This window comes from Arthrobacter sp. DMZ02-1R (genome assembly GCF_057747935.1).
Map to the genome: position 1 here is coordinate 2397159 of NZ_CM173230.1, position 26548 is coordinate 2423706.

21 protein-coding genes are annotated in these 26548 nt (G+C 64.0%); 4 read left to right on the plus strand and 17 right to left on the minus strand.

What is annotated here, in order from left to right; translation table 11 throughout:
* Positions 1-35: 35 nt before the first annotated feature.
* From leuS to AC3ANQ_RS11705, 4 genes are all read right to left on the minus strand, one after another.
* The gene (gene leuS / locus AC3ANQ_RS11690) at positions 36-2564 is read right to left on the minus strand and encodes a leucine--tRNA ligase (protein WP_488305311.1); all 2529 of its coding nucleotides are present in this window, start codon (positions 2562-2564) and stop codon (positions 36-38) included.
* A 310-nt stretch (positions 2565-2874) separates the two neighbouring features.
* A complete protein-coding gene (gene glpK / locus AC3ANQ_RS11695) occupies positions 2875-4389 on the minus strand; it encodes a glycerol kinase GlpK (protein WP_488305197.1) in 1515 nt (504 codons plus the stop codon).
* 57 nt (positions 4390-4446) lie between these two features.
* Complete coding sequence (locus AC3ANQ_RS11700) at positions 4447-5196, minus strand: MIP/aquaporin family protein (RefSeq protein WP_184735076.1); 750 nt, start codon at positions 5194-5196, stop codon at positions 4447-4449.
* Positions 5197-5371: 175 nt separating this feature from the next.
* The gene (locus AC3ANQ_RS11705; RefSeq protein WP_488305198.1) at positions 5372-7186 is read right to left on the minus strand and encodes a glycerol-3-phosphate dehydrogenase/oxidase; all 1815 of its coding nucleotides are present in this window, start codon (positions 7184-7186) and stop codon (positions 5372-5374) included.
* Between the two features lie 124 nt (positions 7187-7310).
* Between AC3ANQ_RS11705 and AC3ANQ_RS11710 the strand changes: the two genes are divergently transcribed.
* The 4 genes from AC3ANQ_RS11710 to AC3ANQ_RS11725 are packed head-to-tail and all read left to right on the plus strand — an operon-like array spanning position 7311 to position 11243.
* On the plus strand, positions 7311-8273 hold the full coding sequence (locus AC3ANQ_RS11710) for a sugar-binding transcriptional regulator (protein ID WP_488305199.1): 963 nt from the start codon (positions 7311-7313) through the stop codon (positions 8271-8273).
* Between the two features lie 54 nt (positions 8274-8327).
* Positions 8328-9209, plus strand: a complete 882-nt coding sequence (locus tag AC3ANQ_RS11715) for an aldo/keto reductase (protein WP_488305200.1) — start codon at positions 8328-8330, stop codon at positions 9207-9209.
* Between the two features lie 10 nt (positions 9210-9219).
* Positions 9220-10164: an alpha/beta fold hydrolase gene (locus AC3ANQ_RS11720; RefSeq protein ID WP_488305201.1), complete on the plus strand. Its 945-nt coding sequence runs from the start codon at positions 9220-9222 to the stop codon at positions 10162-10164.
* The gene (locus AC3ANQ_RS11725) at positions 10161-11243 is read left to right on the plus strand and encodes a glycosyltransferase family 4 protein (RefSeq protein WP_488305202.1); all 1083 of its coding nucleotides are present in this window, start codon (positions 10161-10163) and stop codon (positions 11241-11243) included. Before AC3ANQ_RS11720 ends, AC3ANQ_RS11725 begins: the two co-directional genes overlap by 4 nt.
* Here AC3ANQ_RS11725 and AC3ANQ_RS11730 read toward each other — a convergent pair.
* The 13 genes from AC3ANQ_RS11730 to pyrR all read right to left on the minus strand — a co-directional run bounded on the left by AC3ANQ_RS11730 (position 11240) and on the right by pyrR (position 26458).
* Positions 11240-13366, minus strand: a complete 2127-nt coding sequence (locus tag AC3ANQ_RS11730) for a primosomal protein N' (protein ID WP_488305203.1) — start codon at positions 13364-13366, stop codon at positions 11240-11242. The genes AC3ANQ_RS11725 and AC3ANQ_RS11730 overlap by 4 nt on opposite strands.
* A gap of 162 nt (positions 13367-13528) precedes the next feature.
* A complete protein-coding gene (gene metK / locus AC3ANQ_RS11735) occupies positions 13529-14758 on the minus strand; it encodes a methionine adenosyltransferase (protein ID WP_488305204.1) in 1230 nt (409 codons plus the stop codon).
* A gap of 91 nt (positions 14759-14849) precedes the next feature.
* On the minus strand, positions 14850-16097 hold the full coding sequence (gene coaBC, locus AC3ANQ_RS11740; RefSeq protein WP_488305205.1) for a bifunctional phosphopantothenoylcysteine decarboxylase/phosphopantothenate--cysteine ligase CoaBC: 1248 nt from the start codon (positions 16095-16097) through the stop codon (positions 14850-14852).
* Between the two features lie 27 nt (positions 16098-16124).
* Positions 16125-16385, minus strand: a complete 261-nt coding sequence (gene rpoZ / locus AC3ANQ_RS11745) for a DNA-directed RNA polymerase subunit omega (protein WP_078109003.1) — start codon at positions 16383-16385, stop codon at positions 16125-16127.
* 39 nt (positions 16386-16424) lie between these two features.
* Positions 16425-16997 carry a guanylate kinase gene (gene gmk / locus AC3ANQ_RS11750; protein ID WP_488305206.1) on the minus strand — a complete coding sequence of 191 codons (573 nt, stop codon included), beginning with the start codon at positions 16995-16997 and terminating at the stop codon, positions 16425-16427.
* Between the two features lie 57 nt (positions 16998-17054).
* A complete protein-coding gene (gene mihF / locus AC3ANQ_RS11755) occupies positions 17055-17381 on the minus strand; it encodes an integration host factor, actinobacterial type (RefSeq protein WP_268021647.1) in 327 nt (108 codons plus the stop codon).
* Between the two features lie 109 nt (positions 17382-17490).
* Positions 17491-18402, minus strand: a complete 912-nt coding sequence (gene pyrF, locus AC3ANQ_RS11760; RefSeq protein WP_488305207.1) for an orotidine-5'-phosphate decarboxylase — start codon at positions 18400-18402, stop codon at positions 17491-17493.
* Positions 18395-21703 (minus strand): carbamoyl-phosphate synthase large subunit, encoded by a 3309-nt coding sequence (gene carB / locus AC3ANQ_RS11765; RefSeq protein ID WP_488305208.1) that lies wholly within the window; start codon positions 21701-21703, stop codon positions 18395-18397. Before carB ends, pyrF begins: the two co-directional genes overlap by 8 nt.
* Positions 21703-23007: a glutamine-hydrolyzing carbamoyl-phosphate synthase small subunit gene (carA, locus tag AC3ANQ_RS11770; protein ID WP_488305209.1), complete on the minus strand. Its 1305-nt coding sequence runs from the start codon at positions 23005-23007 to the stop codon at positions 21703-21705. Before carA ends, carB begins: the two co-directional genes overlap by 1 nt.
* Positions 22988-23506 carry a PH-like domain-containing protein gene (locus AC3ANQ_RS11775; RefSeq protein WP_488305210.1) on the minus strand — a complete coding sequence of 173 codons (519 nt, stop codon included), beginning with the start codon at positions 23504-23506 and terminating at the stop codon, positions 22988-22990. The genes carA and AC3ANQ_RS11775 overlap by 20 nt, the downstream gene beginning before the upstream one ends.
* Complete coding sequence (locus AC3ANQ_RS11780; RefSeq protein WP_488305211.1) at positions 23506-24867, minus strand: dihydroorotase; 1362 nt, start codon at positions 24865-24867, stop codon at positions 23506-23508. Before AC3ANQ_RS11780 ends, AC3ANQ_RS11775 begins: the two co-directional genes overlap by 1 nt.
* On the minus strand, positions 24867-25880 hold the full coding sequence (locus AC3ANQ_RS11785; RefSeq protein ID WP_265981169.1) for an aspartate carbamoyltransferase catalytic subunit: 1014 nt from the start codon (positions 25878-25880) through the stop codon (positions 24867-24869). The genes AC3ANQ_RS11780 and AC3ANQ_RS11785 overlap by 1 nt, the downstream gene beginning before the upstream one ends.
* Entirely contained in the window at positions 25877-26458 is a 582-nt protein-coding gene (gene pyrR / locus AC3ANQ_RS11790; RefSeq protein ID WP_488305212.1) for a bifunctional pyr operon transcriptional regulator/uracil phosphoribosyltransferase PyrR, read from the minus strand. Before pyrR ends, AC3ANQ_RS11785 begins: the two co-directional genes overlap by 4 nt.
* Between the last annotated feature and the right edge of the window lie 90 nt (positions 26459-26548).

Below are 26548 nucleotides of genomic sequence, written 5' to 3' on the forward strand. Positions count from 1 at the left end.
CGGCCGCCGGCAAACACCGGCGGCCGTATTCCCGGCTAGGCCGGGACGATGTTGACCAGTTTAGGCGCGCGCACGATCACCGTGCGGATGCCACGGCCATCGAGTGCCCGCTGCACGTTTTCGCTCGCCAAGGCGAGCTCGCGAAGCGCGTCCTCGCTGATGTCAGGCGACACCTCGAGGCGGTCGCGGACCTTTCCTTGAACCTGCACGACAGCCGTCACGGTGTCCTGGACAAGGAGGGACGCATCGTGGGACGGCCAGCCAGCATTCGCCACGGAGGCCGGGTGGCCCAACTGGTTCCACAGGTCCTCGGCCGTGTACGGCGCGAAGAGGCTCAGGATGATCGCTACGGCCTCGGCGGCTTCGCGGACGGCGGGATCTGCCCCACCGGCACCGGAATCGATGGTCTTACGGGTCGCATTGACCAGTTCCATCAGCTTGGCCACCACGACGTTGAACTTGTTGTTGTCCAACAGCTCTGCGGCGTCGGCGATGGTCCGGTGGGTGACGGTGCGGAGGGCGCGGTCACCGGTGGAGACATCGACACCCGGTTCGCTCGTGACGTCCTGGCCAAGGCGCCAGGCGCGGGCAAGGAACTTCGCCGAGCCCGACGGCGAGACGTCGGCCCAGTCGACGTCGTCCTCGGGCGGAGACGCGAAGACCATGGTCAGGCGAACGGCGTCGACGCCGAACTTGTCCAGCTGCTCGCCAAGATCCACGCCATTGCCGAGGGACTTGCTCATGGCCTTGCCGCCGTTGAGGACCTGTCCCTGGTTGAGCAGGGCGCTGAAGGGTTCGTCCGCTGCAAGCAGGCCCATGTCGTGGATGACCTTGGTGAAGAAGCGGGCGTAGAGCAGGTGCAGGATGGCGTGCTCCACGCCGCCCACATACTGCCCGACGGGCATCCAGTCATTGATCTTGGCCGGATCAAAAGGGCCCTCGGTGTAATGCGGGGAGACGAAGCGCAAGAAGTACCAGGACGAGTCAACGAACGTGTCCATGGTGTCCGTGTCCCGCTGGGCGGCCCGTCCGCAGTTGGGGCATTCGACGTTGACCCATTCCAATGCCGCGGCGAGAGGAGACGTGCCTCTCGGCGACAGCGCTTCTCCGCGCAGGTCTTCAGGCAGGGTCACAGGCAGTTGATCGTCCGGTACCGGCACCTCGCCACATTCGGCGCAGTGGATGATGGGAATCGGAGTACCCCAGAATCGCTGCCGGCTCAGGAGCCAGTCGCGCAGGCGGAAGTTGACGAACTTCTCCCCCGTGCCCAGCTTCTCCAGGATGTCGATGGCCGCCGGGATGGCCTCGGCCTTGGACAGCCCGTCCAGTTCGCCGGAGTTCATCAGGGTGCCTTCGCCGGCGGTCGCAATACCGGTTTCCGCGGGGTCTTCCCCACCCGTGTTCAGCACCGGACGCACTGGCAGGTCAAAGGCCCGCGCGAAATCGAGGTCGCGCTGGTCGTGGGCAGGGACTGCCATGATGGCGCCCGTGCCGTAGTCGGCAAGCACATAGTCGGCGGCCCAGACGGGCAGCTTTTCGCCGTTGAGGGGGTTGATCGCGTAGCGGCCAGTGAACACGCCGGTCTTCTCGCGCTCAGTGGACTGGCGCTCAATGTCCGACAGGGCCTTGACCTTTTCGCGGTAGGCCATGAGGGCGTCGTGGTGTTCGGGTGTGACCAGGTCCAGCGCCAGGTGAGCGTCTGCGGCGACAACGAAGAACGTTGCCCCATACAGGGTGTCCGGGCGGGTGGTGAAGACAGTGACCTCGCGCTCGGCGCGGCCGTCCGTGGATTCGATGGCGAATCGCACGTGTGCACCCTCGGAGCGACCGATCCAGTTGCGCTGCATTGCCAGCACTCGCTCGGGCCAGTGCCCCTGGAGCTCGGACATGTCATCCAGCAAGCGGTCAGCGTATTCAGTGATCCTGAAATACCACTGGTTGAGGGACTTCTTGGTCACGGGAGTTCCGCAGCGTTCGCAAGCGCCGTTGACCACTTGTTCGTTGGCCAGGACGGTCAGGTCCTTTGGGCACCAGTTGACCGGGGAATCCTTGCGGTAGGCCAGACCGCGCTCGTAGAAACGCTTGAACAGCCACTGTGTCCAGCGATAGTACTCCGGGTCCGACGTGTGCAGCCGGCGGGACCAATCGGCAGAGATGGCGTAACGCTTGAACGATGCAGCCTGGGTATCGATGTTGGCATAGGTCCACTCGCTGGGGTGGGCATTGCGCTTGATGGCGGCGTTCTCTGCCGGCAGGCCGAAGGAGTCCCAGCCGATGGGGTGCAGGACGTCGAAGCCCTTCTGCCGGAGGTAGCGTGCCACCACGTCGCCCATGGCGAAAGCCTCGGCATGGCCCATGTGGAGGTCGCCTGAAGGGTAGGGGAACATGTCCAGGACATAGCGCCGCTCACGGGATCCGTCATCAACAGGGGTGAAGACTTTGAGGTCTTCCCAGACCTGCGGCCACTTGGCCTCCATCGAGGCGAAGCTGTAGACACCCTCCTCGGGCGTCTCGCCTGCCACTGTTGACTGTGCTCCGGTTTCTGTCTCCGGCTGAACGCTCACTGCTGCCCTCTTCTGTTCTTCCATGACGGTTTTGCCTTCTGCTCCGGGCCCCGGAAGGTCCCGGACACACAAAAGCCCCTCGGCAAGGAGGGGCGGCCGCTCGGTTCGCGTTGTCTTAGAATCGACGTTTACCGGGCGGCTAGCTAAGCAGAAGGATCGCACGCATAAAGCCACCTTACCGCACCAAGTCCTTGGCGCGGGTTCGAGAAGCCCAGCAGCGCCGATTGAGGTTCCGGGGACTCCCCGCCATGGTGTGGTGGGCACCGCGAAGCGGGCGGGCGGGAGTCCCCGGAACCTCTCTTAAGGAGGCCTATTTAACGTCCTCGTCTACCCAATCCATGGACTTGGTCACTGCCTTCTTCCACAGGCGCATTTGGCGCTCCTGCTCTTCGGCCGGAAGCTGCGGCTCCCAGCGCTTGTCCTCGCCCCAGTTGGCGCTGAGTTCGCCGAGGTCCTTCCAGAAACCGACCGCGAGGCCGGCGGCGTAGGCAGCACCCAGGGCTGTGGTCTCCACGACCTTCGGACGGACCACGGGGACGCCCAGGATGTCCGCCTGGAACTGCATGAGCGCCTCATTGGCGACCATGCCGCCGTCGACCTTCAACTCGGTCAGTGGAACGCCCGAGTCCGCGTTGACGGCGTCGAGCACTTCGCGGGTCTGGAACGCGGTGGCCTCCAGCGCTGCGCGGGCGATATGGCCCTTGTTGGCGAAACGGGTCAGTCCCACGATGGCTCCGCGGGCGTCGGCGCGCCAATACGGGGCGAACAGGCCGGAGAATGCCGGAACAATGTACACGCCGCCGTTGTCCTCGACCCCGGCCGCCAGGGTCTCCACCTCGGGAGCGGAGCTGATTATGCCAAGGTTGTCGCGCAGCCACTGGATCAGTGAACCGGTTACGGCGATGGAACCTTCCAGTGCGTAGTGCGGTTTGGCATCGCCCAGCTTGTAGCCCAACGTGGTCAGGAGGCCGTTCTTCGAGTGGACGATCTCCTCGCCCGTGTTGAAGATCAGGAAGCAGCCGGTGCCATAGGTGTTCTTGGCTTCGCCGGCCTGGAACGCCGCCTGGCCAAAGGTTGCCGCTTGCTGGTCACCGAGGATGCCCGCGACGGGCACTTCGCGCAGCAGTTGGGACGTGTGCACGGTGCCGTAGACCTCGGAAGAGGACTTGATGGCAGGCATCATCGACGCCGGCACGCCGAAGACGTCCAGGATGTCCTGGTCCCACTGCAAGGTGTCGAGGTCCATGAACAAGGTGCGCGAGGCGTTGGTGACGTCCGTGGCGTGCACGCCGCCGTCGACGCCGCCTGTCAGGTTCCACAGGACCCAGCAGTCAGTGTTGCCGAAGATGAGGTCCCCGGCTTCAGCCTTGGCCCGCGCACCTTCAACGTTGTCCAGGATCCACTTGATCTTGGTACCGGAGAAGTAGGTTGCCAAGGGCAAACCGACCTTCTGCTTGAAGCGCTCGGGTCCGCCGTCCTGGGCAAGCTCGTCCACGATTGGCTGTGTGCGGGTGTCCTGCCAGACGATCGCGTTGTAGATGGGTTCGCCCGTGTTCTTGTCCCACACGACGGTGGTCTCGCGCTGGTTCGTGATGCCGACGGCGGCGATGTCGTGCCGGGTCAGGTTCGCCTTGGAGAGCGCCGAGCCAATGACCTCACGGGTGTTGTCCCAGATTTCGACTGGGTTGTGCTCCACCCATCCGGCCTGGGGGAAGATCTGTTCGTGTTCCATCTGGCCGGAGGAAACGATGTTTCCCGAGTGGTCGAAAACGATAGCGCGCGAGCTGGTGGTTCCCTGGTCAATGGCGATGACGTATTGCGACATTTTGACGTCCTTGTCTGATTGCTTGGTGTGGATGCGGGATAGGTGTTGAGCGGAGTACTACTTGGCGATGGTTGCCATAATCGGCACTGAGTGGGCAACCAGGCCCGCGATGGTTCCGCCCAGGAGCGGTCCGACCACGGGAACCCACGAGTATGCCCAGTCGCTGGAGCCCTTGCCCTTGATTGGCAGAATGGCGTGGGCGATGCGTGGACCGAGGTCACGGGCCGGGTTGATGGCATAGCCCGTGGGCCCTCCAAGGGACGCGCCGATACCCACGACGAGCAGTGCCACTGCGAGCGGTCCGAGGCCGGACGGAGTGCCGCCGAATGTCAGGATCACGAAGACAAGCACAAAAGTGCCGATGATTTCTGTTACGAGGTTCCAGGGGTATGAGCGGATCGCCGGACCCGTGGAGAACACCGCGAGTTTGCTCGCTGCCAGCGGCTCGGCGTCGAAGTGCTGCTTGTGGGCGAGCCACGCGAAGATGGCGCCGAGGAAGGCGCCGGTCAGTTCTCCGCCGAAGTAGGTGAACGTGGATGCCGCGCTCACGGCTACCCCTGGGGCGAACTCGGCCTTGCCGTCAACCAAGAGGCCAAGCGTGACGGCCGGATTCAGGTGCGCGCCGGACATTGCCGCCACGTACACGCCGGCAAATACAGCGATGCCCCAGCCAAAATTCACCATCAGGAACCCGCCGTTGTTACCTTTTGTGCCTTTCAGCGCGACGTTTGCCACAACGCCACAACCGAGCAGGGTAAGCATTCCGGTTCCGAACACTTCGGAAAGGAAAACAATTCCGAGAGACATCTTTGACTCCTCATTTTCTTCTGTTGTCAGCCCCCGCAGATTTGTTGGGGGCCGTTGGTCCGGCGTCCGTTAGTGCCGTCCCGGTTGCGGTGATCCCTGGCCGAGCGGAGCACCGCAACCCTTGTGTCGCGGCTTCATGGCCGGGACAATCAAGCTGATGTGACGTACATTACGTTCAAGCGACGAGGCTGTGAACAGTCACGCCATGAAAACGTAGAAGCACCTCCTGTGCGTGTTGGATTTCCGCGTCACGCTGCGTTGGATCCCAGCCAAGCGGCCCGGAAAGGACCTCGGCGATTTCGTTGAGCAGCTCCCCTGTCACGAGGCCGCGGAAGGCCAGCGAGGTGCGGCGAATGAGGACATCCACGAGGTGCCCGATCTTTTCGTTGGCGGCCATGAATTCCAACTCCCGGACGCTGAGCTCGTTCGTGGAACGCAGTTTCCGGTCCTCGCCCGCCTTGAGGAACGCGATGACCTCCTCGGCGCGGGTACCGTAGCGGGTCAGCAGGCCGCTGACGCGATCGGCGTCGAGGCCGGGAGCCATGTGCTTCTTGACCCAGTCCTGGATGCCGTCCTCGCTGTCCGGGAAGCCGGAGCCGCCGCCGATGGCGAGCTTCGCCGTCGACACCTTGCGTTCCATGCCCAGCTCACGGAGGACGTCGTTACTCAGGTGTTCGGCGAGGGCGCGGAAGGTGGTCCATTTTCCGCCGATCAGTGAGAGGACGACGGCGGCCTTGCCGCCTTGGGCGATCGCAACGCCGGAGGCCAGGCGCTCTCTACGTTCGATGCGGTAATCGCGTGACACGAAGCCCGGCTGGGTATCATCATGGCGCGGTAGCGGGCGGACCCCGGCGAAGCTGTAGACGATGTGGCTGCGGTCCACCGTGATGGATGGAAATACGTGCCCCACGAGGTCGAAGAAGTAGTCAATCTCGGTTTCGGTGCACACGGCGTCCTGGGCCATGTCGGCGTCGACGTCGGTGGTGCCCACCAGGACGCGGTCACCCATCGGATAGATCAGGACGATCCGCCCGTCCGTGTGTTCGAAGAAAATTTCGCGGCCGCCGCACGCTGCGAGCAATTCCGGGTGGTCCAGGACAATATGGGAACCCTTGGTTCCGCCCATGAAACGGCTCGCGGCACCCATTGCCTTGTTGGTGAGGTCAACCCAGGCGCCGGTGGTGTTGACGATCACGTCGGCCTGGAAGCTGAATTCTTCGCCAGTTAGTTCATCGCGCAGCAAAACGGCGCCGGCCGTGCCGGCGGCGGAGTCCATCGAGACAGAGTCCATCGAGACGAGCGAGACGTAGTTGCTGGCGCGGGCGCTGCCACCGGGCAGGTCACTTCCGATGCCTGCTTTCTCGCCGTCCTGGAGCACATCGAGCGTCAGTCGCTCCGGATTGTGCACGGAGGCGTCAAAGTAGGTGGCTGCGTATTTGATGCCCGGGTGCAGCCGCGGCAACTCGGCCAGCGCCTTTTTCCTCCCGCGGAACTGATGGCGCGGCACGCTGCCGCCGTCGCGGGAAAAGAAGTCGTACATGCTCAGTCCGAGCTTGATGAGGAAGGCGCCACGTTCCGTCGGCTTTCCTTGCTTGTGCGTGAGGAAGCGTGTGGGGGCGGACAGTATCCCGGAAAAAGTGCTGAAGATGGGGATGGTTGTCTGCAACGGCTTCACGTAGTGCGGGGCGATCTTCAGGAGGCGGTTGCGCTCGACCACGGATTCCTGCACGAGGCGGAATTCCCCATTCTCGAGGTAGCGGATACCGCCGTGGATCATGTGGGACGAAGCCCCGCTGGCACCCTGGCAGTAGTCACCACGCTCCACGAGTGCCACATCCACTCCCTGCAGCGCCAGATCACGGAAAGTGCCGACGCCGTTGATGCCGCCTCCGATGATCAGCACTTGGGCTTTCGGCCGTTCGCGAAGTGCCGAAGCGGAGGTTCGATGTGGTGATCCTGCCGCGGAACCGGAAATGCTGGTGTGTCCCAAAACTGCTCCCTTGGGCTTTGGTATGAGCGCTGCATCACTTGACGGCGCACCTTGCACAACTATTCTTCGAAAGAGTGGAAAATGAAATCAAGCTATTTGCACAAACGTGCAGAACGGAACCCACATGCCACGCGTACGACATTCAGAGGCCCTCCGGGCAGCGCAGATGTACTACCTCCAGGACCTCACGATGGACGCCATCGCCCGCGAACTTAGGACTTCACGTTCAACGGTTTCCCGGTTGTTGTCCTCGGCCCGCGAGTCGGGACTGGTGCAGATCCAAATCCGGAGTCCACTTGACTCCGCCCCCGAACTGGAACGGATGATCCGCAGCCACTACGGCGTGGACGTGCACGTGGTACCTGTCCTGGACACTTTGAACGAGGCGGAAACCCTCGACCGGGTGGCGATGCAGGCAGCACGCACGATCGGTCCACTTGTCGATTCCAACGCCATTATCGGCGTGGCCTGGGGTGCGACCATCAGCGCCGTCAGCAGACACCTGACCCGCAAGATCACACACGGCAGCACTATCGTGCAGCTCAATGGCGCCGGGAACATGCAGACTACCGGCATCACCTATGCGAGTGACATCATGCGCCGTTTCGGCATTGCCTATGGCGCGCGGGTGGAACAGTTCCCCGTGCCCGCCTTCTTCGACCACGCTTCCACCAAGACCGCCATGTGGAATGAGCGCAGCGTCCAACGCGTGCTCGACCTCCAAGCGAGGATGAGCATCGCGATCTTCGGTGTCGGGTCGGTCCATTCGGACTATCCCAGCCACGTCTACGCGGGCGGGTACCTCGATGAAACCGACTTGAATCTACTGGCCAGCTCCGACGTCGTGGGGGACGTTGCCACCGTCTTCTTCCGTGCCGACGGCTCTTCCGACGGGATCACCCTCAACGAACGTTCCACCGGCCCAAGCCATGAGCAACTGAGGCAGGTCCGGCGCCGCATCTGCGTCGTTTCGGGGGCATCCAAGATCAACGGCCTGCGTGGTGCCTTGGCGGCCGGGCTGGCTACGGATCTGATCGTGGACGAGGCCACCGCAAAGCGCCTGGTGAGTTTCGGGAGCCCATCCTGAATATTTGGCTGGTCCTGAATCATTCCCGGCATCGAGGTGGGTAGAGTCTTGGCTATGAAACCCTCGCCTAGGCTCAGTCTCAACAACGGCGTCCTGATTGACCAGTTGGGGTTCGGGCTCTACAAGGTGCCACCGGCGGACGCCACTTCTGTGGTCGCCACCGCGCTAGGCGCCGGCTACAGGCACTTCGACACCGCCGCAATGTACGGCAACGAGACCGGCGTAGGCCGCGGCATAGGCAGCGCCGTGATACCCCCTGCCGGTGTGGATGGCAACACCGGAGGCTCCGGCGAAGGCACGCACTCGCTTTCGCGCGAAGACGTCTTTGTCACGACGAAGCTCTGGAATGACGATCACGGCTATGACTCCACTCTCCGGGCTTTCGACAACTCCATGGCCAATCTCGGCCTGGACTACGTCGATCTGTACCTGATCCACTGGCCTTGCGCCGAGCGCGGCCTGTTCCAGGAGAGCTACCGGGCCATGGAGACCCTGTACCGTGAAGGCCGCGTGCGCGCGATCGGAGTTTCCAATTTCCAGCCGGCCCACCTTGAATCGCTAATGCAGAAAGCCGAAGTGGTTCCAGCCGTGAACCAGATCGAACTGCACCCATGGCTGCAGCAGCCACGGCTCCGGACCCTGCACGAGCAGTTGCGTATCCGCACCGAGGCCTGGAGCCCGTTGGGGCGTGGACAGGTCCTCCAAGATCCAGCCGTGCGCGCGCTGGCGGACAAGTATGGCAAGACGCCCGCACAAATCATCATCCGCTGGCACCTCCAGCTGGGGAACATCGTGATTCCCAAAGCGAGCACTCCGGCACGCATCCAAGAGAACTTCAATGTCTTCGGCTTCGAGCTTGATGCCGAAGACATGGACGGCCTTGCCACCCTGGAACGCCACCACCGCACCGGGTCACACCCGGACAATGTCAACTAGGACCCGTCGAATGGAACAAGTGGACACCCACTCCCCCGAACCCACCCCGGCCTCCCCACGGGAGTTCTTCAGCCAGGCCCTGGCCTCCCGGACCAGCGCCTCGGACATCGATCTTGACGGCAGCAACGTGGCGTATTGGTGCTACGAACCGGTCACCACGACTGCGACCACGCGAACCATCCTGGTCATCCATGGTTTCCGCGGCGACCACCACGGCCTGCTCCGGGTGGCCGACCATTTGCCCGAGATGCGGATCATCATGCCGGACCTTCCCGGCTTCGGCAGTTCGGAACCTTTTGCCGGAGACCCCCACACGGTGGAACGCTATGGAAAATTCATCACCGGCTTCATGGCGGCACTGGGCCTCGGGCCGGACACGGTTTTGCTCGGTCACTCCTTCGGCTCCATCGTCGCCAGCCACTTCGCCGCCTCGAACCCAGGTGCAATCCGTCCACTGATCCTGGTCAATCCCATCGCGGCTCCCGCGCTCGAGGGGCCAAAGGGCCTCATGACGAAGCTGGCAGTCATGTACTACCAAGTCTCTGCCAAGCTCCCGCGCAGGCTGGGGCTCGCCGTCTTACGCAGCCGCCTGATTGTTCGCGTCATGAGCGCCACCATGGCCAAGACCCGCGACAAGGAACTCCGTGCCTTCGTCCATGGGCAGCACGATGCGTACTTCTCCGCCTTCGCCGACCGTGCCAGCCTTCTGGAGTCCTTCCGGGCCTCCGTGTCCAGCCATGTGGCCGAGGTCGCCAGCCAACTGGACCTCCCGGTGTTGCTGGTGGCCGGCGAAAAGGATGAGATCGCGCTGCTCCGGGACCAGCACAAACTGCTGGAGCTCCTGCCCGACGGCGCGCTGGTAGTGATTCCCGACGTCGGGCATTTGATCCATTACGAGACACCGGCGCCGGCCGCCGCCGCCATCCGCAGCTTCCTGGAGGAACACCCCGCGTGAAAATCGTCATCGACGCCCGCTTCACCCGCACGGACCATCATGACGGCATCAGCCGCTACGGTTCGAGCCTTATAGCGGCGACGTCCAAGATCGCGGATGTCACCATGCTGATCAGCGACAAACGCCAGTTGGCGCTCCTTCCGGACGTCCCTTACGTGCTGATCAGCAGCCCGCTGTCGCCGCGCGAACTGTTCGTGGCGCGCGAAGTCAACAAGCTCGGCGCCGACGTGGTGGTTTGCCCGATGCAGACCATGGGAACCCTGGGCCGGAAGTACGGCCTGGTCCTGACCCTGCACGACCTCATCTATTATGAGCACCCGGCCCCTCCGGGCTTCCTGCCGGCACCCGTACGGCTGCTGTGGAGGCTCTACCACAAGGCCTACTGGCCGCAGCGCCTGCTTCTCAATCGGGCGGACGTCGTAGCCACCATCAGTCACACCACTGAGTCGCTCATGGCGAAGTTCAATTTGACCCGCCGGCCTGTCCGGATCGTGGGCAATGCGCCACAACCAGGTCAGACGCCGCGTGATCCGGAGGGCGGCGCCGAGAAGTCCCTGCTTTACATGGGCTCGTTCATGCCATATAAAAACGTGGAGACAATGATCCAGGGCATGTCCGAATTGCCCGGATTCACGCTGCATCTTCTGAGCAGAATCACCCCCCAGCGCCGTGCCGAGCTCGAGCCCCTGGTGCCGCCCGGTGCCCGGGTCGAATTCCACAACGGCGTCACGGATGCCGAATACGATTCCCTGTTGATCCGTGCCACGGCCCTCGTCAGCCTATCCAAGGCGGAAGGCTATGGGCTGCCCTTGGTTGAGGCCATGGCACTTGGCACTCCCGTGATAGCCAGCGACATTCCCATCTTCCGGGAGGTCGGTGCGGATGCCGTGAGCTATGTGCACTCGGAATCGCCCGCCGAATTTGCTGCGTCCGTCAGGGCCCTTGAAGACGAGGAGTTGTGGCAAGGGCGCTCACGCCGTTCAGTGGAACGCGCGGCCGACTTCAACTGGGACCAATCGGCCCGTCAATTGCTGGCGGTGGCCGAAGAGGTCGTGGCGATGCGAAGCCGCAAGCGCTAGAGGACGTCCACGCCGTCGAGCCGCAGTTGCACAGGTCCCGAGGTGCGCTTCGCCGCACTGGCTGCTTTGACTGACCGCATGGCCCGGGTGGCTTCGGCCGCTTGGGCGTAGGGAATGAAGAGCAGCGTCCGGACGTCCGGATCGCCGTCTTGCGCTGATGCACGCTGCGCTGACGGGGCGAGCGAAACAGGCGCGGGGCCAGCAGTGCGCAACTGGATGTTCTTGGCCAGGACTTCGGTGAAGTGCACGACGTCGGCCCGCTTGCCCGTGACGGACGCGATCCGTACCGCGGGCGGCAACTGAAGTTCCTGCCGCAGTGCCAGCTCCCGGGAGGCGTACCCGGCCGGGTCCCAACGCAGGAGGGCACCCGTCGCTGTGGTGTCGTCGGCAGTGATGACGACGAGTCCGCCTTCGCTGGCGGGGCGCACGAGCGCCGCAGCGTTGAACCACCGCCGAACGGTGTCCTCGCCAGCACGAAGGTTCTCCCGGCGGAGGAGCGAATTGCCATCCAGGAGCAGCGCCGCTGCATAGCCGCCGGGTGCGATGGGTTCAGCGCCCACGGTGGCCACCACCAGCGCACGGGCGTCGGAGACCGAGGGTTTGACCTGGTCTCCTGAAGAAGTCACGACGGCCTTGCCCGGAAAAGCCCTGCCCAGCTCTTCGGCGGTCCGGAGCACGCCGGCCGCCCCTCTGCGAAGACGGCCGCCGCCACAATTGCGGCAACGCCATTCAGGAGCCGGGGTGGAGCACCAACGGCACTGTGGCAGGGCCGATTGACCGGCGATTGCGAGGGGCCCTTGGCAATTGTTGCACCTGGCCGGCTCGCGGCAATCCTCGCAGACCAACGACGGCGCGTAGCCGGCCCGGGCCACCTGCACCAGGACAGGTCCACGTTCCAGTCCTTCTTTGGCGGCCCGCCACGCGGCGCCGGGCAGGCGTGCAATCCTGGCCAGGGGGTCCCGCTCCTGCTCGAAACTGTCCGCCGTGTTGAGAACGCGGGGCGCGCTGCCGCGGACCACGGTCCGAGGGGGTTCCACTGGGACGGCCCAGCCCCCTTCGACCAGTCTCTGAAGCTCGGTGCTGCGGCTGTGCGCAGCCATGAGGCATGCCGCAGACTCCTGTTCGGAGCGCAAAAGCAGGATTTCGCGGGTGTGGGCGTAAGGAGCGCGTTGGTCGATATGGAGGTCGTCGCCGTCGTCCCAGCACACCACGAGTCCAAGGTCCTGAACTGGAGCGTACGCCGCGGACCGCGTACCGATCGCCACCTTGGCGGCGCCGCTCAGCAGCCGAAGGTAGCTCCGGTACCGCGGGGACTGACCGTCGTCGGCCGTCAGCCGCGCGATTTCCCCAACCGGCAAGACAGCGTCGAGCGCCGCTTCCATTCGGTCAAGATCACGGTAGTCGGGCACAACCACAATCGCGCCACGCCCTGAGGAACGGACTGCTGCCACCGCAGACGCCACAAGTTCGGGCCAGCCGGCGGCTCCAAAGCCCTGCACTGCGGTGAGGACAGCCCGCGGCGAGCCACCTCCGGCCAGATGCTGCAGGTACGGTGCGCCGTTGGTGTAGGAAGCCCAGGTTGCTTGAGCCGGGGATACGGCGCCCCCGGCGGGGCTGGCAGCCGCGGCTCGATCCTCCAAGAGGGACGCACCGGAAAGGAATAGCTTCTCCAGACCCGCGACACGCGGCGGAATGGCTGTCCGGAGAACGTCGCTCAGCGTCCCGGCGTAGCGTGCCGCGATGCTGGAGGCAAGCTCCAGCAAAGGCGGCGTCAACACTTGGACGGGTGAAATCACCTTGAGCAGCGGGCTTAACGCATGCCCTGCCTCCGACGATTCCGCACGCTCCAGCACGTAGCCGTTGAGTTCCTGGCCGCTGAAGCGCACTTTGACCCGCACGCCCGCCAACGCGGTGTCTTCGAACTCAACCGGGACACTGTAGTCAAAAGGCCGGTCCAAATGCGGCAGAGGCGATTCGATCAAGATCCGTGCCACCGGATTGCGTGCCGCGAGGGTTGGCCCGGCGGCGTCGCTCCCGCGAGCGGGGAAACCCTGCAACAAGGACGGCTGGCGGGCTGGCGAAGGCAACGCCATGGCAAAGGGAAGCAGCGAATCATCGCTCATGCTTCTCACCTCCCTGGAGTGCCGGATGCCGGCGACGGGCTCAATGCGAGTGACGGGCTTGCTCGTGAGGACATGGCCCGCTGTTTCACACTTGGGAAAAGCCAAGCAGACACCACCGACAATTTTGCCCGGCGGATCAGTCCCTAACCGACACGGTCCGGATCAGGCGTTGAAATATTCCTTCAACTCGTCCACCCGGTCCAGCCGCTCCCACGTGAAATCGGGCTCGTCGCGGCCGAAGTGGCCGTGCGCTGCCGTCTTGGCGTAGATGGGACGCTTGAGGTCAAGGGCGTCGATGATGGCACGCGGACGGAGGTCGAAGATCTCCGCAATTGCTTCGCTGATCTTGGCCGGGTCAACAGTCTCGGTACCGAAGGTTTCGACGTACGTGCCGACAGGACGCGCCTGGCCGATCGCGTAGGCAATTTGGATTTCAGCGCGCTTCGCCAGCCCTGCGGCCACGACGTTCTTGGCTACCCAGCGCATTGCGTAGGCGGCCGAACGGTCCACCTTCGACGGATCCTTGCCGGAGAAAGCACCGCCGCCGTGGCGGGCCATGCCGCCATAAGTGTCAACAATGATCTTGCGGCCGGTCAGTCCGGCATCACCGACAGGTCCGCCGATGACGAAGGCGCCGGCGGGGTTCAGGATGTTCGCGACGTGGGAGATATCCAGGTTGGACACTGCCAGGACGGGATCGATCACGTGCGACGCCAGATCGGCGCGCAAGCGATCAAGGTGGGTTCCTTCGGCGTGCTGGCTGGAAATGACCACAGTTTCAACGGAAACCGGGCGGTCGCGGTCGTATCCGACCGTTACCTGGGTTTTGCCGTCAGGGCGCAGGTAGGCCAGTTCGCCGCTCTTGCGAACTTCCGTGAGCCGCTCCGAGAGGCGGTGGGCCAGCCAAATGGGGGTTGGCATGTAGGACGGGGTTTCGTCACTCGCGTAGCCGAACATGATGCCCTGGTCACCGGCGCCTTGGAGATCATAGTCGTCCTCCTGGCGGCCTTCGCGGGCCTCGAGGGAGTTGAAGACGCCGCCGGCGATGTCGTTGGACTGCTGGCCGATCGAGACTGACACGCCGCAACGGGCGCCGTCGAAGCCGTTGGCGGAAGAGTCATAACCGATTCCGAGGATCGTCTCGCGGACGATCTGCGGAATTTCGACATATGCATCCGTAGTGACTTCGCCAGCCACGTGCACCAAGCCGGTGGTGGCCATAGTCTCAACAGCCACGCGGGACTCGGGGTCTGCTGCCAGAAGCGCGTCAAGGATGGCGTCGCTGATCTGGTCGCAGATCTTGTCCGGGTGCCCTTCCGTAACCGACTCCGAGGTGAAGAGCCGGAGCTTGGACGGGGTTCCGTGGGATTCATGATGCAGCGGTAAAGTCACTCGACTACCTTACTCGGTTGAGGGCGGTCGGCTTCCGCCGTATGTCCCTGTGCTAAGGAATGAATTGCTAAGGAATGAGCTGCGTCCAGGCCTAGGTGGCCGGGTGCACGTGGCTCAACTCAGTACTGATGCGGTCAATGACGGCGGCGGCGACGTCGGATTTGGAACCCGCCGCGGACTGCGGCGCCGCACCATGGCCGGACAGAATGATCACGGAATTCTGGTCTTGGCCAAACACACGTCCGACTCCGACCTGGTTGACCACCAAAAGATCGCAGCCTTTGCGTTTGAGCTTGGCGATGGCGTGTTCCAGGACGTTGCCGTCCTCGTCCCCGGTTTCGGCTGCGAATCCGACGATCAACTGTGTGGTTGATCCGGCGTCGCGGCGCTGTACCAGCTCATGCAGGATGTCAGGGTTCCGTACGAGGCGCACTACGGGAGCGTCCTCGCCTTCGCTCTTCTTGATTTTGGTATCTGAAACTTCAGCGGGACGGAAATCGGCGACTGCTGCCGCCATGATGACGACGTCGGAGCCAACGGCGGCTTCCAGCGCGGCGTCGCGGAGTTCCAAGGCAGATTCAACCTGGACCAGCTCAACGCCGGCGGGAGGCTGCACTTCCATGTGGGCTGCGAGGAATCTCACATTCGCGCCGGCGTCGAGGGCTGCTGCGGCAAGGGCAACGCCCTGCTTGCCGGAAGACCTGTTCCCGAGGAAACGGACCGGATCCAAGGCTTCCCTGGTGCCACCCGCGGAAATCGTAATTGTTCGCCCGGAGAGAGGTTTGGTGCCAACAAGCTGGGTGGGATGCGCGGAGACGTCCACCAAAGCGAGAGCGGCCGCGAAAATGGACTCCGGTTCGGGGAGCCTGCCCGGTCCGGAATCCGCGCCGGTCAGCCGACCCACTGCGGGTTCAAGGACGGTGATGCCGCGGCTGCGCAGAGTCTCCACATTGGCCTGGGTTGCTTGGTTCTGCCACATTTCGGTGTGCATTGCGGGGGCAAAAAGCACGGGGCCATGAGCCATGAGGAGCGTGTTGGTGAGCAGGTCCCCGGCTTGGCCGGTTGCGGCTTTGGCCAACAGGTCGGCGGTTGCCGGGGCAACCACTATGAGATCGGCCTCATGACCAAGCCGGACGTGGTTGACCTTCTCCACGTCGTCAAAGACACTGTTGCTCACGGGATTGCCCGAGAGCGCCTCCCAGGTGGCTACGCCGACGAACCGGCTGGCGGCCTCCGTGGGAATCACCGTCACATTGTGCCCGGCTTCAGTAAAAAGCCGGAGGAGCGAAGCAACCTTGTAGGCTGCGATCCCTCCCCCGACTCCGAGGACTATGCGCACGTGACCTCCGTCAACAGGCAGTCTGTTTTACTCTGCGGGCTCGATCGGGGTGGAGACCAGCAGGCCTTCATTGATCTCGCGCAGGGCGATGGAAAGCGACTTCTCGTTCAACTTCGTGTCGACCAGCGGGCCAACGTACTCGAAGAGGCCCTCGTGCAGCTGGGCGTAGTAGGCGTTGATCTGGCGCGCGCGCTTGGCGCCGAAAATCACCAGGCCGTACTTCGAATCGGCAGCAGCAAGCAGCGAATCGATCGGCGGGTTGATGATGCCTTCAAGGTTCGTGGACACGAAATCTCCAAATTCTAACGGGCTGACAAGTGCTAGCGCTTAGCGCTGGTGCGGGGTAAGCCCCATGAGTGAAACGAGCTCGTCCGCTGCCCGGCGTACGTCGTCATTGATGACGGTGTGGTCAAACTCCGGTTCAGCGGCAAGTTCCAGTTTAGCGGTTTCCAGCCGCCGCCGCTGTTCGTCGGGGGTTTCGGTGCCGCGTCCTACCAAGCGGCGGACCATTTCGTCCCAGCTGGGCGGAGCGAGGAAGACGAAGTTCGCGTCGGGAACAGCGGCCTTGACCTGGCGCGCGCCCTGCAAATCGATCTCCAGCAGTACCGACTTGCCTTCGGCGATGGCGGCGTTGACCGTGCTGCGGAGCGTGCCGTAGCGATTCTTGCCGTGCACCACTGCCCACTCGAGCAACTGGCCATCTTCAACAAGTGCGTCGAATTCCTCGGCGGATTTGAAGAAATAATGAACACCGTCCGTTTCCCCCGGACGCGGCGCCCGGGTGGTGGCCGAAACTGACAGCCAGACCTCGGGGTAATTGTCGCGGATATACGTGGATACGGTTCCCTTGCCAACGGCAGTGGGGCCTGCGAGGACGGTCAGTCCCGGATTCTTGCTCACATCGTCCTTCGTGGAGAGGCTTTATACGCTGCATTTCTTCTTAAACGCTGTATTCGTTTAAACGCTGTATTTGTCTTCCATAAAATCTATCAGCGACCGGGACTGATGAATTCCCAGACCCCGGACCCTGCGTGATGGTGCGATCCCGATCTCCGCCATGATGGCCGCGGCCCGGACCGGACCAACACCCGGAACTGCCCCCAGAAGCTCGGAAACACGCATGCGTGCCAAGGCCTCATCAGTCTGCGCCGACTTGATCAGCCGGGCGATGCTGAGTTCTCCGGTCCTGAGCTGCTCCTTTGCCAGGGCCCGTCTTGCCCGGGCCCTGGCGGCCTTTTCCAAGGCATCGGAACGTTCCTCTGCGGACAAGGCTTTCAACGTCACTGACACATCCCCCTTTGGCCGGCATCGAGTGCGTAGCGGTTTGGACTGCTCCCGAAATTACCGCGTGGTCAGTGCGGAGCGCAATGCACTGGACACACCAAGATCTCGACTAACCAGTCAGCAAGCCGTCCCGGATGGACTCAGTAGCGGAACGCAATCCGGCAATTGAGGGACCCGCGGCCAGGATTCCGCGGCTCGACGTCGCCAGTACCGCCGGATATGCCTCACCGAAAGTGGCGCGCAGATCCGCCGGCGTGGCTCCCTGGGCTCCTAGTCCGGGAGCCAGGATGGGACCCTGAACCGCGTTGAGGTCCAAGCCAAGGTCCACCAAAGCCGTGCCGATAGTCGCACCCACCACAAGACCGACGGACCCCATGCCCACCGAACCGAGAGCGCCGGCATAGCGACGGTTCTCATGGGCGGCCGCCTCAACGATACGGCGGGCCACCGACTCGGAACCGCCTACGTGCTGGACGGACTTGCCCTCGGGGTTGGAAGTCAGCGCAAGGACGAAAACACCCCGGCCGCACTCGGCGGCGAGGTCCAAGGCCGGCCGCAGTGACTCGAATCCGAGATATGGGCTTAATGTGACCGAATCCGCAGCCAATGAAGAACCGTCGCGCAGCCAAGCGTCTGCATAGGCAGCCATCGTGGAGCCGATGTCTCCGCGTTTGGCATCGGCAATGCTCAAGACGCCGGCGTCGGACGCAGCCGCAAGGGTCCGTTCCAGTACTGCTATTCCCGCGGAGCCGTGGCGCTCATAGAGTGCCACTTGCGGCTTCACCGCGGCAGCGAGGGTCGCCACGGCCTCCACAACGGTGAGCGAAAAACGCTCCAGCCCGGCGACGTCGTCGTTCAATCCCCAGTCCGCCAGCAACCCGGGGTGCGGGTCGATGCCCACGCACAAGGGGCCTCGGGCAGCCATGGCGGAAGCCAGGCGGGAACCGAACGGCTCCCGGTCCGGCCGCCCGAGAGGGGGCTGCCCGACGGGAAGCTGCCCTTCTACTGCAGACTCAGGCATTGACGGCCTCGGTGGATGCCTTCAGGTTGGCGGCGTGCTCCTGCAAGCTGGTCACCGACCACTCGTAGGTGCGCAGCGCCTCGATTGCCTGCACCGCGGCGTTGAACTCGGCCACCGTGGTGATGCACGGGATGCCGATGGACGTGGCGGCCGCGCGGAGTTCGTAGCCGTCGCTGCGGGCTTCGCCACCCGAAGGCGTGTTGAAGACCATGTCGATCTCGCCCGCAATGATGAGGTCCGCGATGGTGCCTTCGCCCTCGGCGCTACTGCCCTCTGCGACCTTGCGGACCGGGGTGGCCCGGATGCCGTTGCGGCGCAGCACATCCGCCGTGCCGCCCGTGGAGACAATCTCGAACCCGAGATCGGACAGGCGCTTGACACCCATGATCACCGAGCGCTTGTCGCGGTTGGCGACAGAGACGAAGATCTTGCCTTCGGTGGGCAGCGCGTTGTTGGCCGCGGCCTGGCTCTTGGCGAAAGCGGTGTCGAAGTGCTTGTCGATACCCATGACCTCGCCCGTGGACCGCATCTCAGGGCCGAGCAGCGAGTCCACCACCTTGCCCTCGGGCGTCCGGAAGCGGCTGAAGGGCAACACGGCTTCCTTCACCGACACGGGCGCGTCGAGCGGAAGGGTTGAACCGTCGCCCGCCTCCGGCAGCATCTTGTAGGCGCTGCGCAGCTGGTTGATGGTGACGCCGGTACCGATCAAGGCCGCAGCCTTGGCCATCTGCACGCCCGTGGCCTTGGAGACGAACGGCACCGTGCGGGAAGCCCGCGGGTTGGCCTCCAGCACGTAGAGCACGTCGGAAGCCAGCGCGAACTGGATGTTGATGAGGCCACGGACGCCTACGCCTTCAGCGATGGCCCGGGTGGCCGTGCGGACGCGTTCGATCACGTTGCCGCCGAGGGTGATCGGAGGCAGGACGCATGCGGAGTCACCGGAGTGGATGCCGGCTTCCTCGATGTGCTCCATGATGCCGCCGAGGTAAATGTCCGTGCCGTCGAAGAGCGCGTCGACGTCGATTTCGACGGCGTCCTCAAGGAAGCGGTCGATCAGCACCGGGTGGTCCGGCGTGATTTCCGTGGCGTTGGCGATGTAGCGGGAGAGGTTGGCTTCGTCATAGACGATTTCCATGCCTCGGCCGCCAAGCACGTAGGACGGACGGACGAGGACCGGGTAGCCGATTTCGTCGGCGATCTTCTTGGCGTCCTCGAAGGACACCGCGGTGCCGTTCTTCGGGGCGATCAGGCCGGCGCGGTCGAGCACGCGGGAGAACATGCCGCGGTGCTCAGCGAGGTCGATGGCTTCCGGCGAGGTGCCCAGGATCGGCACACCGGCGTCTGCCAGCTGCTGTGCGAGCTTGAGCGGGGTCTGGCCGCCAAGCTGGACGAACACGCCCATGACGCCACCAGTGCGCTCCTCAGCTGCGATGACTTCGAGGACGTCCTCAAGGGTCAGCGGTTCGAAGTAGAGGCGCGTGGAGACATCGTAGTCCGTGGACACGGTTTCCGGGTTGCAGTTGACCATGACGGTCTCGTAGCCGGCCTTGCGCAGCGCCATGGAGGCGTGCACGCAGGAGTAGTCGAACTCGATGCCCTGGCCGATGCGGTTGGGACCGGAGCCCAGGATGATGATGGAAGGCTTGGCGTGCAGGCCCACCTCGTCCTCTTCGTCATACGAGGAGTAGTGATACGGGGTGTAGGCGGCAAATTCGGCGGCGCAGGTGTCCACCGTCTTGTAGACCGGACGGATGCGCAAGGCCTGGCGGACGCCGCGGACAACAGCCTCCGGGTTGTGGGTCAGGGTGCCGATCTGCGCATCCGAGAAGCCGTGCCGCTTGGCGTTGCGCAGCATGTCTTCGGTCAGGGCGCCGGCCTTGCGGATCTCCTGGGATGTCTCGTTGAGCAGCTGCAGCTGGTCCAGGAACCACGGATCGATCTTGGTGGCGGCGTAGAGCTCTTCAACCGAAGCACCTCCGAGCATGGCGCGCTGGACCTGGTAGAGGCGGTCCGTCGTCGGGCGCTTGGACTTCTCGATGAGTTCCGGAACTTCCCACTCGGGCACGTGGCTGAAGTCCAGCTGCGAGCCTTTTTGCTCAAGGGAGCGAAGCGCCTTCTGCAGGGCTTCCGTGAAGTTGCGGCCCATGGCCATCGCTTCACCGACGGACTTCATGGTGGTGGTCAGCGTGTTGTCCGCGGCCGGGAACTTCTCGAACGCGAAACGTGGAACCTTGACCACGACATAGTCGAGCGTCGGCTCAAACGATGCCGGCGTCTTCTGCGTGATGTCGTTCGGGATCTCGTCCAGGGTGTAACCGAGGGAGAGCTTGGTGGCGATCTTGGCGATCGCGAAGCCCGTTGCCTTGGAGGCCAGCGCCGAGGAGCGCGAAACACGCGGGTTCATCTCGATGACGACGACGCGGCCCGTGTCCGGCTCGATGGCGAACTGGATGTTGCAGCCACCGGTGTCGACGCCGACTTCGCGGATGACGGCGATGGAGATGTCACGCAGGCGCTGGTATTCGCGGTCCGTCAGGGTCAGGGCGGGTGCCACGGTGATGGAGTCGCCGGTGTGGACGCCTACAGGATCGAAGTTCTCGATGGAGCACACAACAACGACGTTGTCGTTCTTGTCGCGCATCATCTCCAGCTCGTATTCTTTCCAGCCGAGGATGCTCTCTTCCAGGAGGACCTCGGAGGTGGGGCTGTACTGCAGGCCCTGGCCCACGATGCGCCGCAGGTCACCTTCGTTGTACGCCAGGCCCGAGCCCAGGCCGCCCATGGTGAAGGACGGACGGACAACCATCGGGTAGCCGAGGTCTTCCGCGGCGGTCAGTGCTTCATCCATGGTGTGGATGATGTGGCTGCGGGCCGACTCGGCGCCGCAGCGCTCCACGACGCCCTTGAACTTTTCGCGGTCCTCGCCGAGTTCGATCGCGGCAATGTTGGCACCGATGAGTTCGACGTTGTACTTCTCGAGCACGCCGTTCTTGTCCAAGGCGATGGCCGTGTTGAGGGCCGTCTGTCCACCCAGCGTGGGCAGGAGCGCGTCCGGTCGCTCCTTCGCGATGATCTTTTCGACCACCTCGGGGGTGATGGGCTCGACGTACGTGGCGTCGGCGAACTCGGGGTCGGTCATGATGGTGGCCGGGTTGGAGTTCACGAGGATGACGCGCAGGCCCTCCTCCTTCAGGACCCGCAGTGCCTGGGTGCCGGAGTAGTCGAATTCGGCTGCCTGGCCGATGACGATCGGGCCGGAACCGATAACAAGGACGCTCTTGAGATCTGTACGCTTTGGCATTACTTGGTGTCCTCGTTCTTCGCGGAGTTCGATGTCTGAGTGGCGGTGGCCTGCGCGGCATCCTGGCCGTTCTTCGTGCTCTCCATCAGGTCGATGAAGCGGTCGAAGAGGTAGGCGGCGTCGTGCGGACCGGCTGCGGCTTCGGGGTGGTACTGGACCGAGAAGGCCGGGATGTCGAGGCAGGCGAGTCCTTCGACGACGTCGTCGTTGAGGCTTACGTGGCTGACCTCCACGCGGCCAAAGCGCTCTTCCGGAGCCAGCGTGGCGCCGTCCATGGGAGCGTCGACGGCGAAGCCGTGGTTCTGCGAGGTGATTTCCACTTTGCCTGTACGGCGGTCCATCACCGGCTGGTTGATACCGCGGTGGCCGTACTTGAGCTTGTAGGTACCGAATCCGAGCGCGCGGCCCAGGATCTGGTTGCCGAAGCAGATACCGAAGTACGGCAGCTTCTCATCAAGCACCGAGCGGAGCAGCTTCACCTGGACGTCAGCGGTGGCGGGGTCGCCAGGGCCATTGGACATGAAGAAGCCATCCGGATTGACTGCCTTGACGTCTTCCAGCGTGGCCGTCGCGGGAAGGACGTGGACGCGGACGCCCCGTTCGGCGAAGCGCGCTGGCGTCATGGCCTTGATGCCAAGATCGATCGCGGCGATGCTGAATCTTGCTTCCCCCTCCCAACCGTGGTCCGCAGGTTCCACGACGTAGGCTTTGTCGATACTCACTTCTTCGGCCAAGCGGGCGCCTTCCATGGGAGCGCTGGCCAGGACGGAATCCAGGAGTTCCTTGTCGGTGGCATTGGCTGCCCCGCCGGAGAAGATGCCTGCGCGCATGGTCTTGTGCTCGCGCAGGTGCCGGGTGATCGCCCGGGTATCCACGGCTTGGATCCCGACGATCCCCTGCTCGACGAGTTCCTCGTCAAGGCTGCGCTCCGAACGCCAGTTCGACGGGCGGCGGGCGGCGTCGCGGACCACATAGCCGGCCACCCAGATGCGGCGGGACTCGGCGTCTTCCTTGTTCACGCCGGTGTTGCCGATGTGCGGAGCCGTCTGGACCACCAGTTGGCGGGCGTAGGAGGGATCCGTGATGGTTTCCTGGTAGCCGGTCATGCCGGTGGCGAAAACGGCCTCGCCCAGGGCAACGCCTGTGGCGCCGTAGCTGCGGCCGCGGAACATGCGGCCGTCTTCGAGGACCAGCACTGCTGCGGTGGACTCTGCTGGATTGTTTGTGGTCACTGTATTGCCTGTCACTGTATTGCCTGTCGCTGCGTTGGTGTCCGTCACGTTGTTACTTTCCACTATCGGCATCTGCCTGGGGGGCTGCAGAGATCAATTCTTGAAGTGCTTCGAGGAGGGGTTGCTTGTCGGCGGCGTGCCTGGTCCTGAATCCGGTGTCGAGCTCACGTTCTCCGAGCATCCAGCTCAAGACCACGAGTCCGTCCTTCTCCACGAACTTTCCGGCCATGCCGCTGGCGCTGCGGTAATCGGTCACCGCTCGCGATGGAATGAACAGTGGCGCGGTCCCTTTGCGGTCAAAGAGGACTCCTTCCGGATGGACGCTCATTTCCGCGTTCCCGCGGAAGCCCAGGCCATGAACGGCGATCCGGTCAAGCCAGTCTCCCGACGTCGTTGTGGCCACGTACTGGCCTTCAGCCGCAATGCCTGCCGGGCTGAGCTGCTCGGGCACCTCCGGAAGCGGCCCGACGCCGGCCTGCCGCTTGAGCCTGCTACGCCAACCCATTGCGATGAGTCCGCCGGCGACTGCGGCAAGGCCCAAGACCAGGAGCAGGGAAGCGATTTTGTCCATCAGTTGCTGCTGCCTGCGCCGGCGGTGTCCGTGGCGTAGCGGTACGGCGTATTGAGCTTGCCATCCAGCACGGTCGGGTGGCCCTTGAAGAAAGTGGCGATGACGGCGCCCGGCAACTCCTTGCCCGCAAAGGGCGAGTTCCGGCCCATGGTCGCCATCTTATGCGGATCCACTGTCCAGCGGGCAGCCGGGTCCACGAGGATCACATTGGCAGGCTCGCCGGCCTCAAGCGGGCGTCCCTGATCTGCCACCCGGCCAATGGCCGCGGGCACCGTTGACGTGACGCGGGCGAAGTCGGCCCACGTCATCAGCCCTGTCTCGATCATGGTTTCCTGGACTACCGACAGGGCTGTTTCCAAGCCCGTCATGCCCATCGCTGCCTGGGCCCACTCACATTCCTTGTGCTCGCTCGGATGCGGGGCGTGGTCCGTGCCTACGACGTCGATGGTGCCGTCGGCGAGCCCGGCGCGGAGTGCCTGGACATCCGCGTCGGTACGCAGCGGCGGGTTGACCTTGTAGACGGGGTCATAGCTGCGGACCAGCTCATCGGTGAGCAACAAATGGTGGGGCGTGACCTCAGCGGTGACGTTGATTCCACGTGCCTTGGCCCAGCGGACGATCTCCACCGAGCCGGCGGTCGATACGTGGCAGACGTGCAGGCGGGAGCCGACATGCTGGGCCAGGAGCACGTCGCGGGCGATGATGCTCTCCTCGGCGACCGCCGGCCAACCGGCAAGGCCAAGAACGGCGGAGACGGTGCCCTCGTTCATCTGGGCGCCGGCGGTAAGGCGCGGTTCCTGCGCGTGCTGGGCAACTACGCCGTCGAACGCCTTGACGTATTCCAGGGCGCGGCGCATCAGCACGGGATCGTGCACGCAGATGCCGTCGTCGGAGAAGACGCGGACCTGGGCACGGGAGTCGGCCATGGCGCCGAGTTCGGCAAGCTGTTCGCCGGCGAGTCCAACCGTGACGGCACCCACTGGACGCACATCCACCCACCCGGAGGCGCGGCCCAGGCTGTGGACCTGCTCGACGACGCCGGCGGTGTCCGCCACCGGGTTGCTGTTGGCCATGGCGTGCACAGCCGTGTAGCCGCCGAGGGCTGCGGCGCGGGTTCCCGTTTCCACGGTTTCGGCGTCTTCACGACCGGGTTCGCGCAAGTGGGTGTGGATGTCTACCATGCCGGGAAGCGCCACGAGGCCGGCGGCCTCGATCACCGTGGCGCCTTCTGCGGACAGGCCGGTCCCGCGCTCAGCGATGACGCCGTCGCGGATCAACAGGTCCTCGGCGTCGCCACCCAGGATGGCCGCGCCGCGGATCAAATAGGTACCGGTTGCTGTACCTGTTGCGGTCTCGGTCATCAGTTGCTCTCCTTGTCGGAACGGGCGGTGCCCGGTGTGGTGGCGGCTTCACGGGTGTCCCCCGAGAGCAGCAGGTACAGGGCGGCCATTCGGACCGACACGCCGTTGCGGACCTGGGCCAGCACGGTGGAGCGGGGCGAATCGGCGGCGGCGGATGAAATTTCCAGTCCGCGGTTCATGGGGCCGGGATGCATGATGATGGTGTCCTTGAGCCCGAGTTCGTCGAGGGCCCGGAGACGGGCATCGTCGAAGCCCCAACGGCGCGAATACTCGCGCGTCGAAGGGAAGAAGGAAGCATTCATGCGCTCACCCTGGACCCGCAGCATCATTATCGCGTCGACGCCGGCCTCGAGTGTCTCGTCAAGGTTGTAACTGACCTTGCACGGCCAGTGTTCGACGCCGATCGGCAGCAAGGTGGGCGGAGCAACGAGGGTTACTTCCGCACCAAGGGTGCGCAGCAGCCACACGTTGGAACGGGCGACCCGGGAGTGCAGGACGTCGCCGGCGATCGCGACGCGCATACCCGTGAGATCTGCGCCCGTGGACGCCGAACCTTTCAGCTTGGACCAGTGCCGGCGCATCGTGAAGGCGTCCAGAAGGGCCTGGGTGGGGTGCTCGTGCGTGCCGTCGCCGGCGTTGATGACGGCGGCGTCGATCCAGTCGGTGGCAGCCAAGCGATGCGGTGCACCGGAGGCCCAGTGACGAATGACTACCGCGTCGGCGCCCATCGCGGCAAGAGTCTGCGCGGTGTCCTTGAGGGACTCACCCTTTGATACCGAAGAACCCTTTGCCGCGAAGTTGATGACGTCGGCGGAAAGCCGCTTGGCGGCCGCCTCGAAGGAAATACGGGTGCGGGTGGAGTCCTCGAAGAAGAGGTTGACCACCGTGCGGCCACGCAAAGCGGGGAGCTTCTTGACTTCCCGGTCCCCCACCGCGGCCATCTCTTCGGCGGTGTCCAGGATCCGGATGGCGTTCGCCGCGCTGAGGTTCTCCGTGGAGAGCAGGTGTTTCATGCGCCGGCCTCGATCACTACTTCATTGATGGGCTGACCGTCCACCGAATCGAGTTCTTCCAAGTGGACCCGGACTTTTTCCGAGGAGGACGTAGGCAGGTTCTTGCCCACGTGGTCCGCGCGGATGGGCAATTCGCGATGGCCACGGTCCACGAGGACGGCGAGGCGAACGATGCGGGGCCGGCCGAGGTCGATGATGGCGTCGAGGGCGGACCGGATGGTGCGGCCGGAGTACAGGACATCGTCGATGAGGACAACAACCTTGTTGTCGATGCCGGACAGTGGCAGCCTTGTGGGATAAGGAGGCCTGGCAGGCTGGTGGGAAAGGTCGTCCCTGAACATGGTGACGTCCAGTTGACCGACGATTGCCGAGGCGTTGACGGACGGATCCGCGGCGGCGATCTTCTCTGCCAGCCGCACAGCCAGCGGATAGCCGCGGCGTGGGATGCCCAAAAGGACCAGATCCTGGGAGCCCTTGTTGGCCTCGAGGATCTCGTGGGCGATACGAGTGAGCGCACGGTCGATATCCGCGTGGTTGAGGACAACCCGGGACGGTACCGGCGCAGTGACTTCAGTCATCGCTCGTCTCCCCTTTCCCCGCCTCACGGGACGGAATTAAAAAAGGAACATTTGCCCTTCAAAATTACCACAGGGATGACGGCCTTCCGA

Bases quoted from the DNA above. Each gene is read 5' to 3' on its own strand.
- glpK (WP_488305197.1), bottom strand. From the start codon at position 4,389: ATGTCGCAATACGTCATCGCCATTGACCAGGGAACCACCAGCTCGCGC.
- AC3ANQ_RS11700 (WP_184735076.1), bottom strand. From the start codon at position 5,196: ATGTCTCTCGGAATTGTTTTCCTTTCCGAAGTGTTCGGAACCGGAATG.
- AC3ANQ_RS11710 (WP_488305199.1), top strand. From the start codon at position 7,311: ATGCCACGCGTACGACATTCAGAGGCCCTCCGGGCAGCGCAGATGTAC.
- AC3ANQ_RS11715 (WP_488305200.1), top strand. From the start codon at position 8,328: ATGAAACCCTCGCCTAGGCTCAGTCTCAACAACGGCGTCCTGATTGAC.
- AC3ANQ_RS11720 (WP_488305201.1), top strand. From the start codon at position 9,220: ATGGAACAAGTGGACACCCACTCCCCCGAACCCACCCCGGCCTCCCCA.
- AC3ANQ_RS11730 (WP_488305203.1), bottom strand. From the start codon at position 13,366: ATGAGCGATGATTCGCTGCTTCCCTTTGCCATGGCGTTGCCTTCGCCA.
- pyrF (WP_488305207.1), bottom strand. From the start codon at position 18,402: ATGCCTGAGTCTGCAGTAGAAGGGCAGCTTCCCGTCGGGCAGCCCCCT.
- carB (WP_488305208.1), bottom strand. From the start codon at position 21,703: ATGCCAAAGCGTACAGATCTCAAGAGCGTCCTTGTTATCGGTTCCGGC.
- carA (WP_488305209.1), bottom strand. From the start codon at position 23,007: ATGCCGATAGTGGAAAGTAACAACGTGACGGACACCAACGCAGCGACA.
- AC3ANQ_RS11775 (WP_488305210.1), bottom strand. From the start codon at position 23,506: ATGGACAAAATCGCTTCCCTGCTCCTGGTCTTGGGCCTTGCCGCAGTC.
- AC3ANQ_RS11780 (WP_488305211.1), bottom strand. From the start codon at position 24,867: ATGACCGAGACCGCAACAGGTACAGCAACCGGTACCTATTTGATCCGC.
- AC3ANQ_RS11785 (WP_265981169.1), bottom strand. From the start codon at position 25,880: ATGAAACACCTGCTCTCCACGGAGAACCTCAGCGCGGCGAACGCCATC.
- pyrR (WP_488305212.1), bottom strand. From the start codon at position 26,458: ATGACTGAAGTCACTGCGCCGGTACCGTCCCGGGTTGTCCTCAACCAC.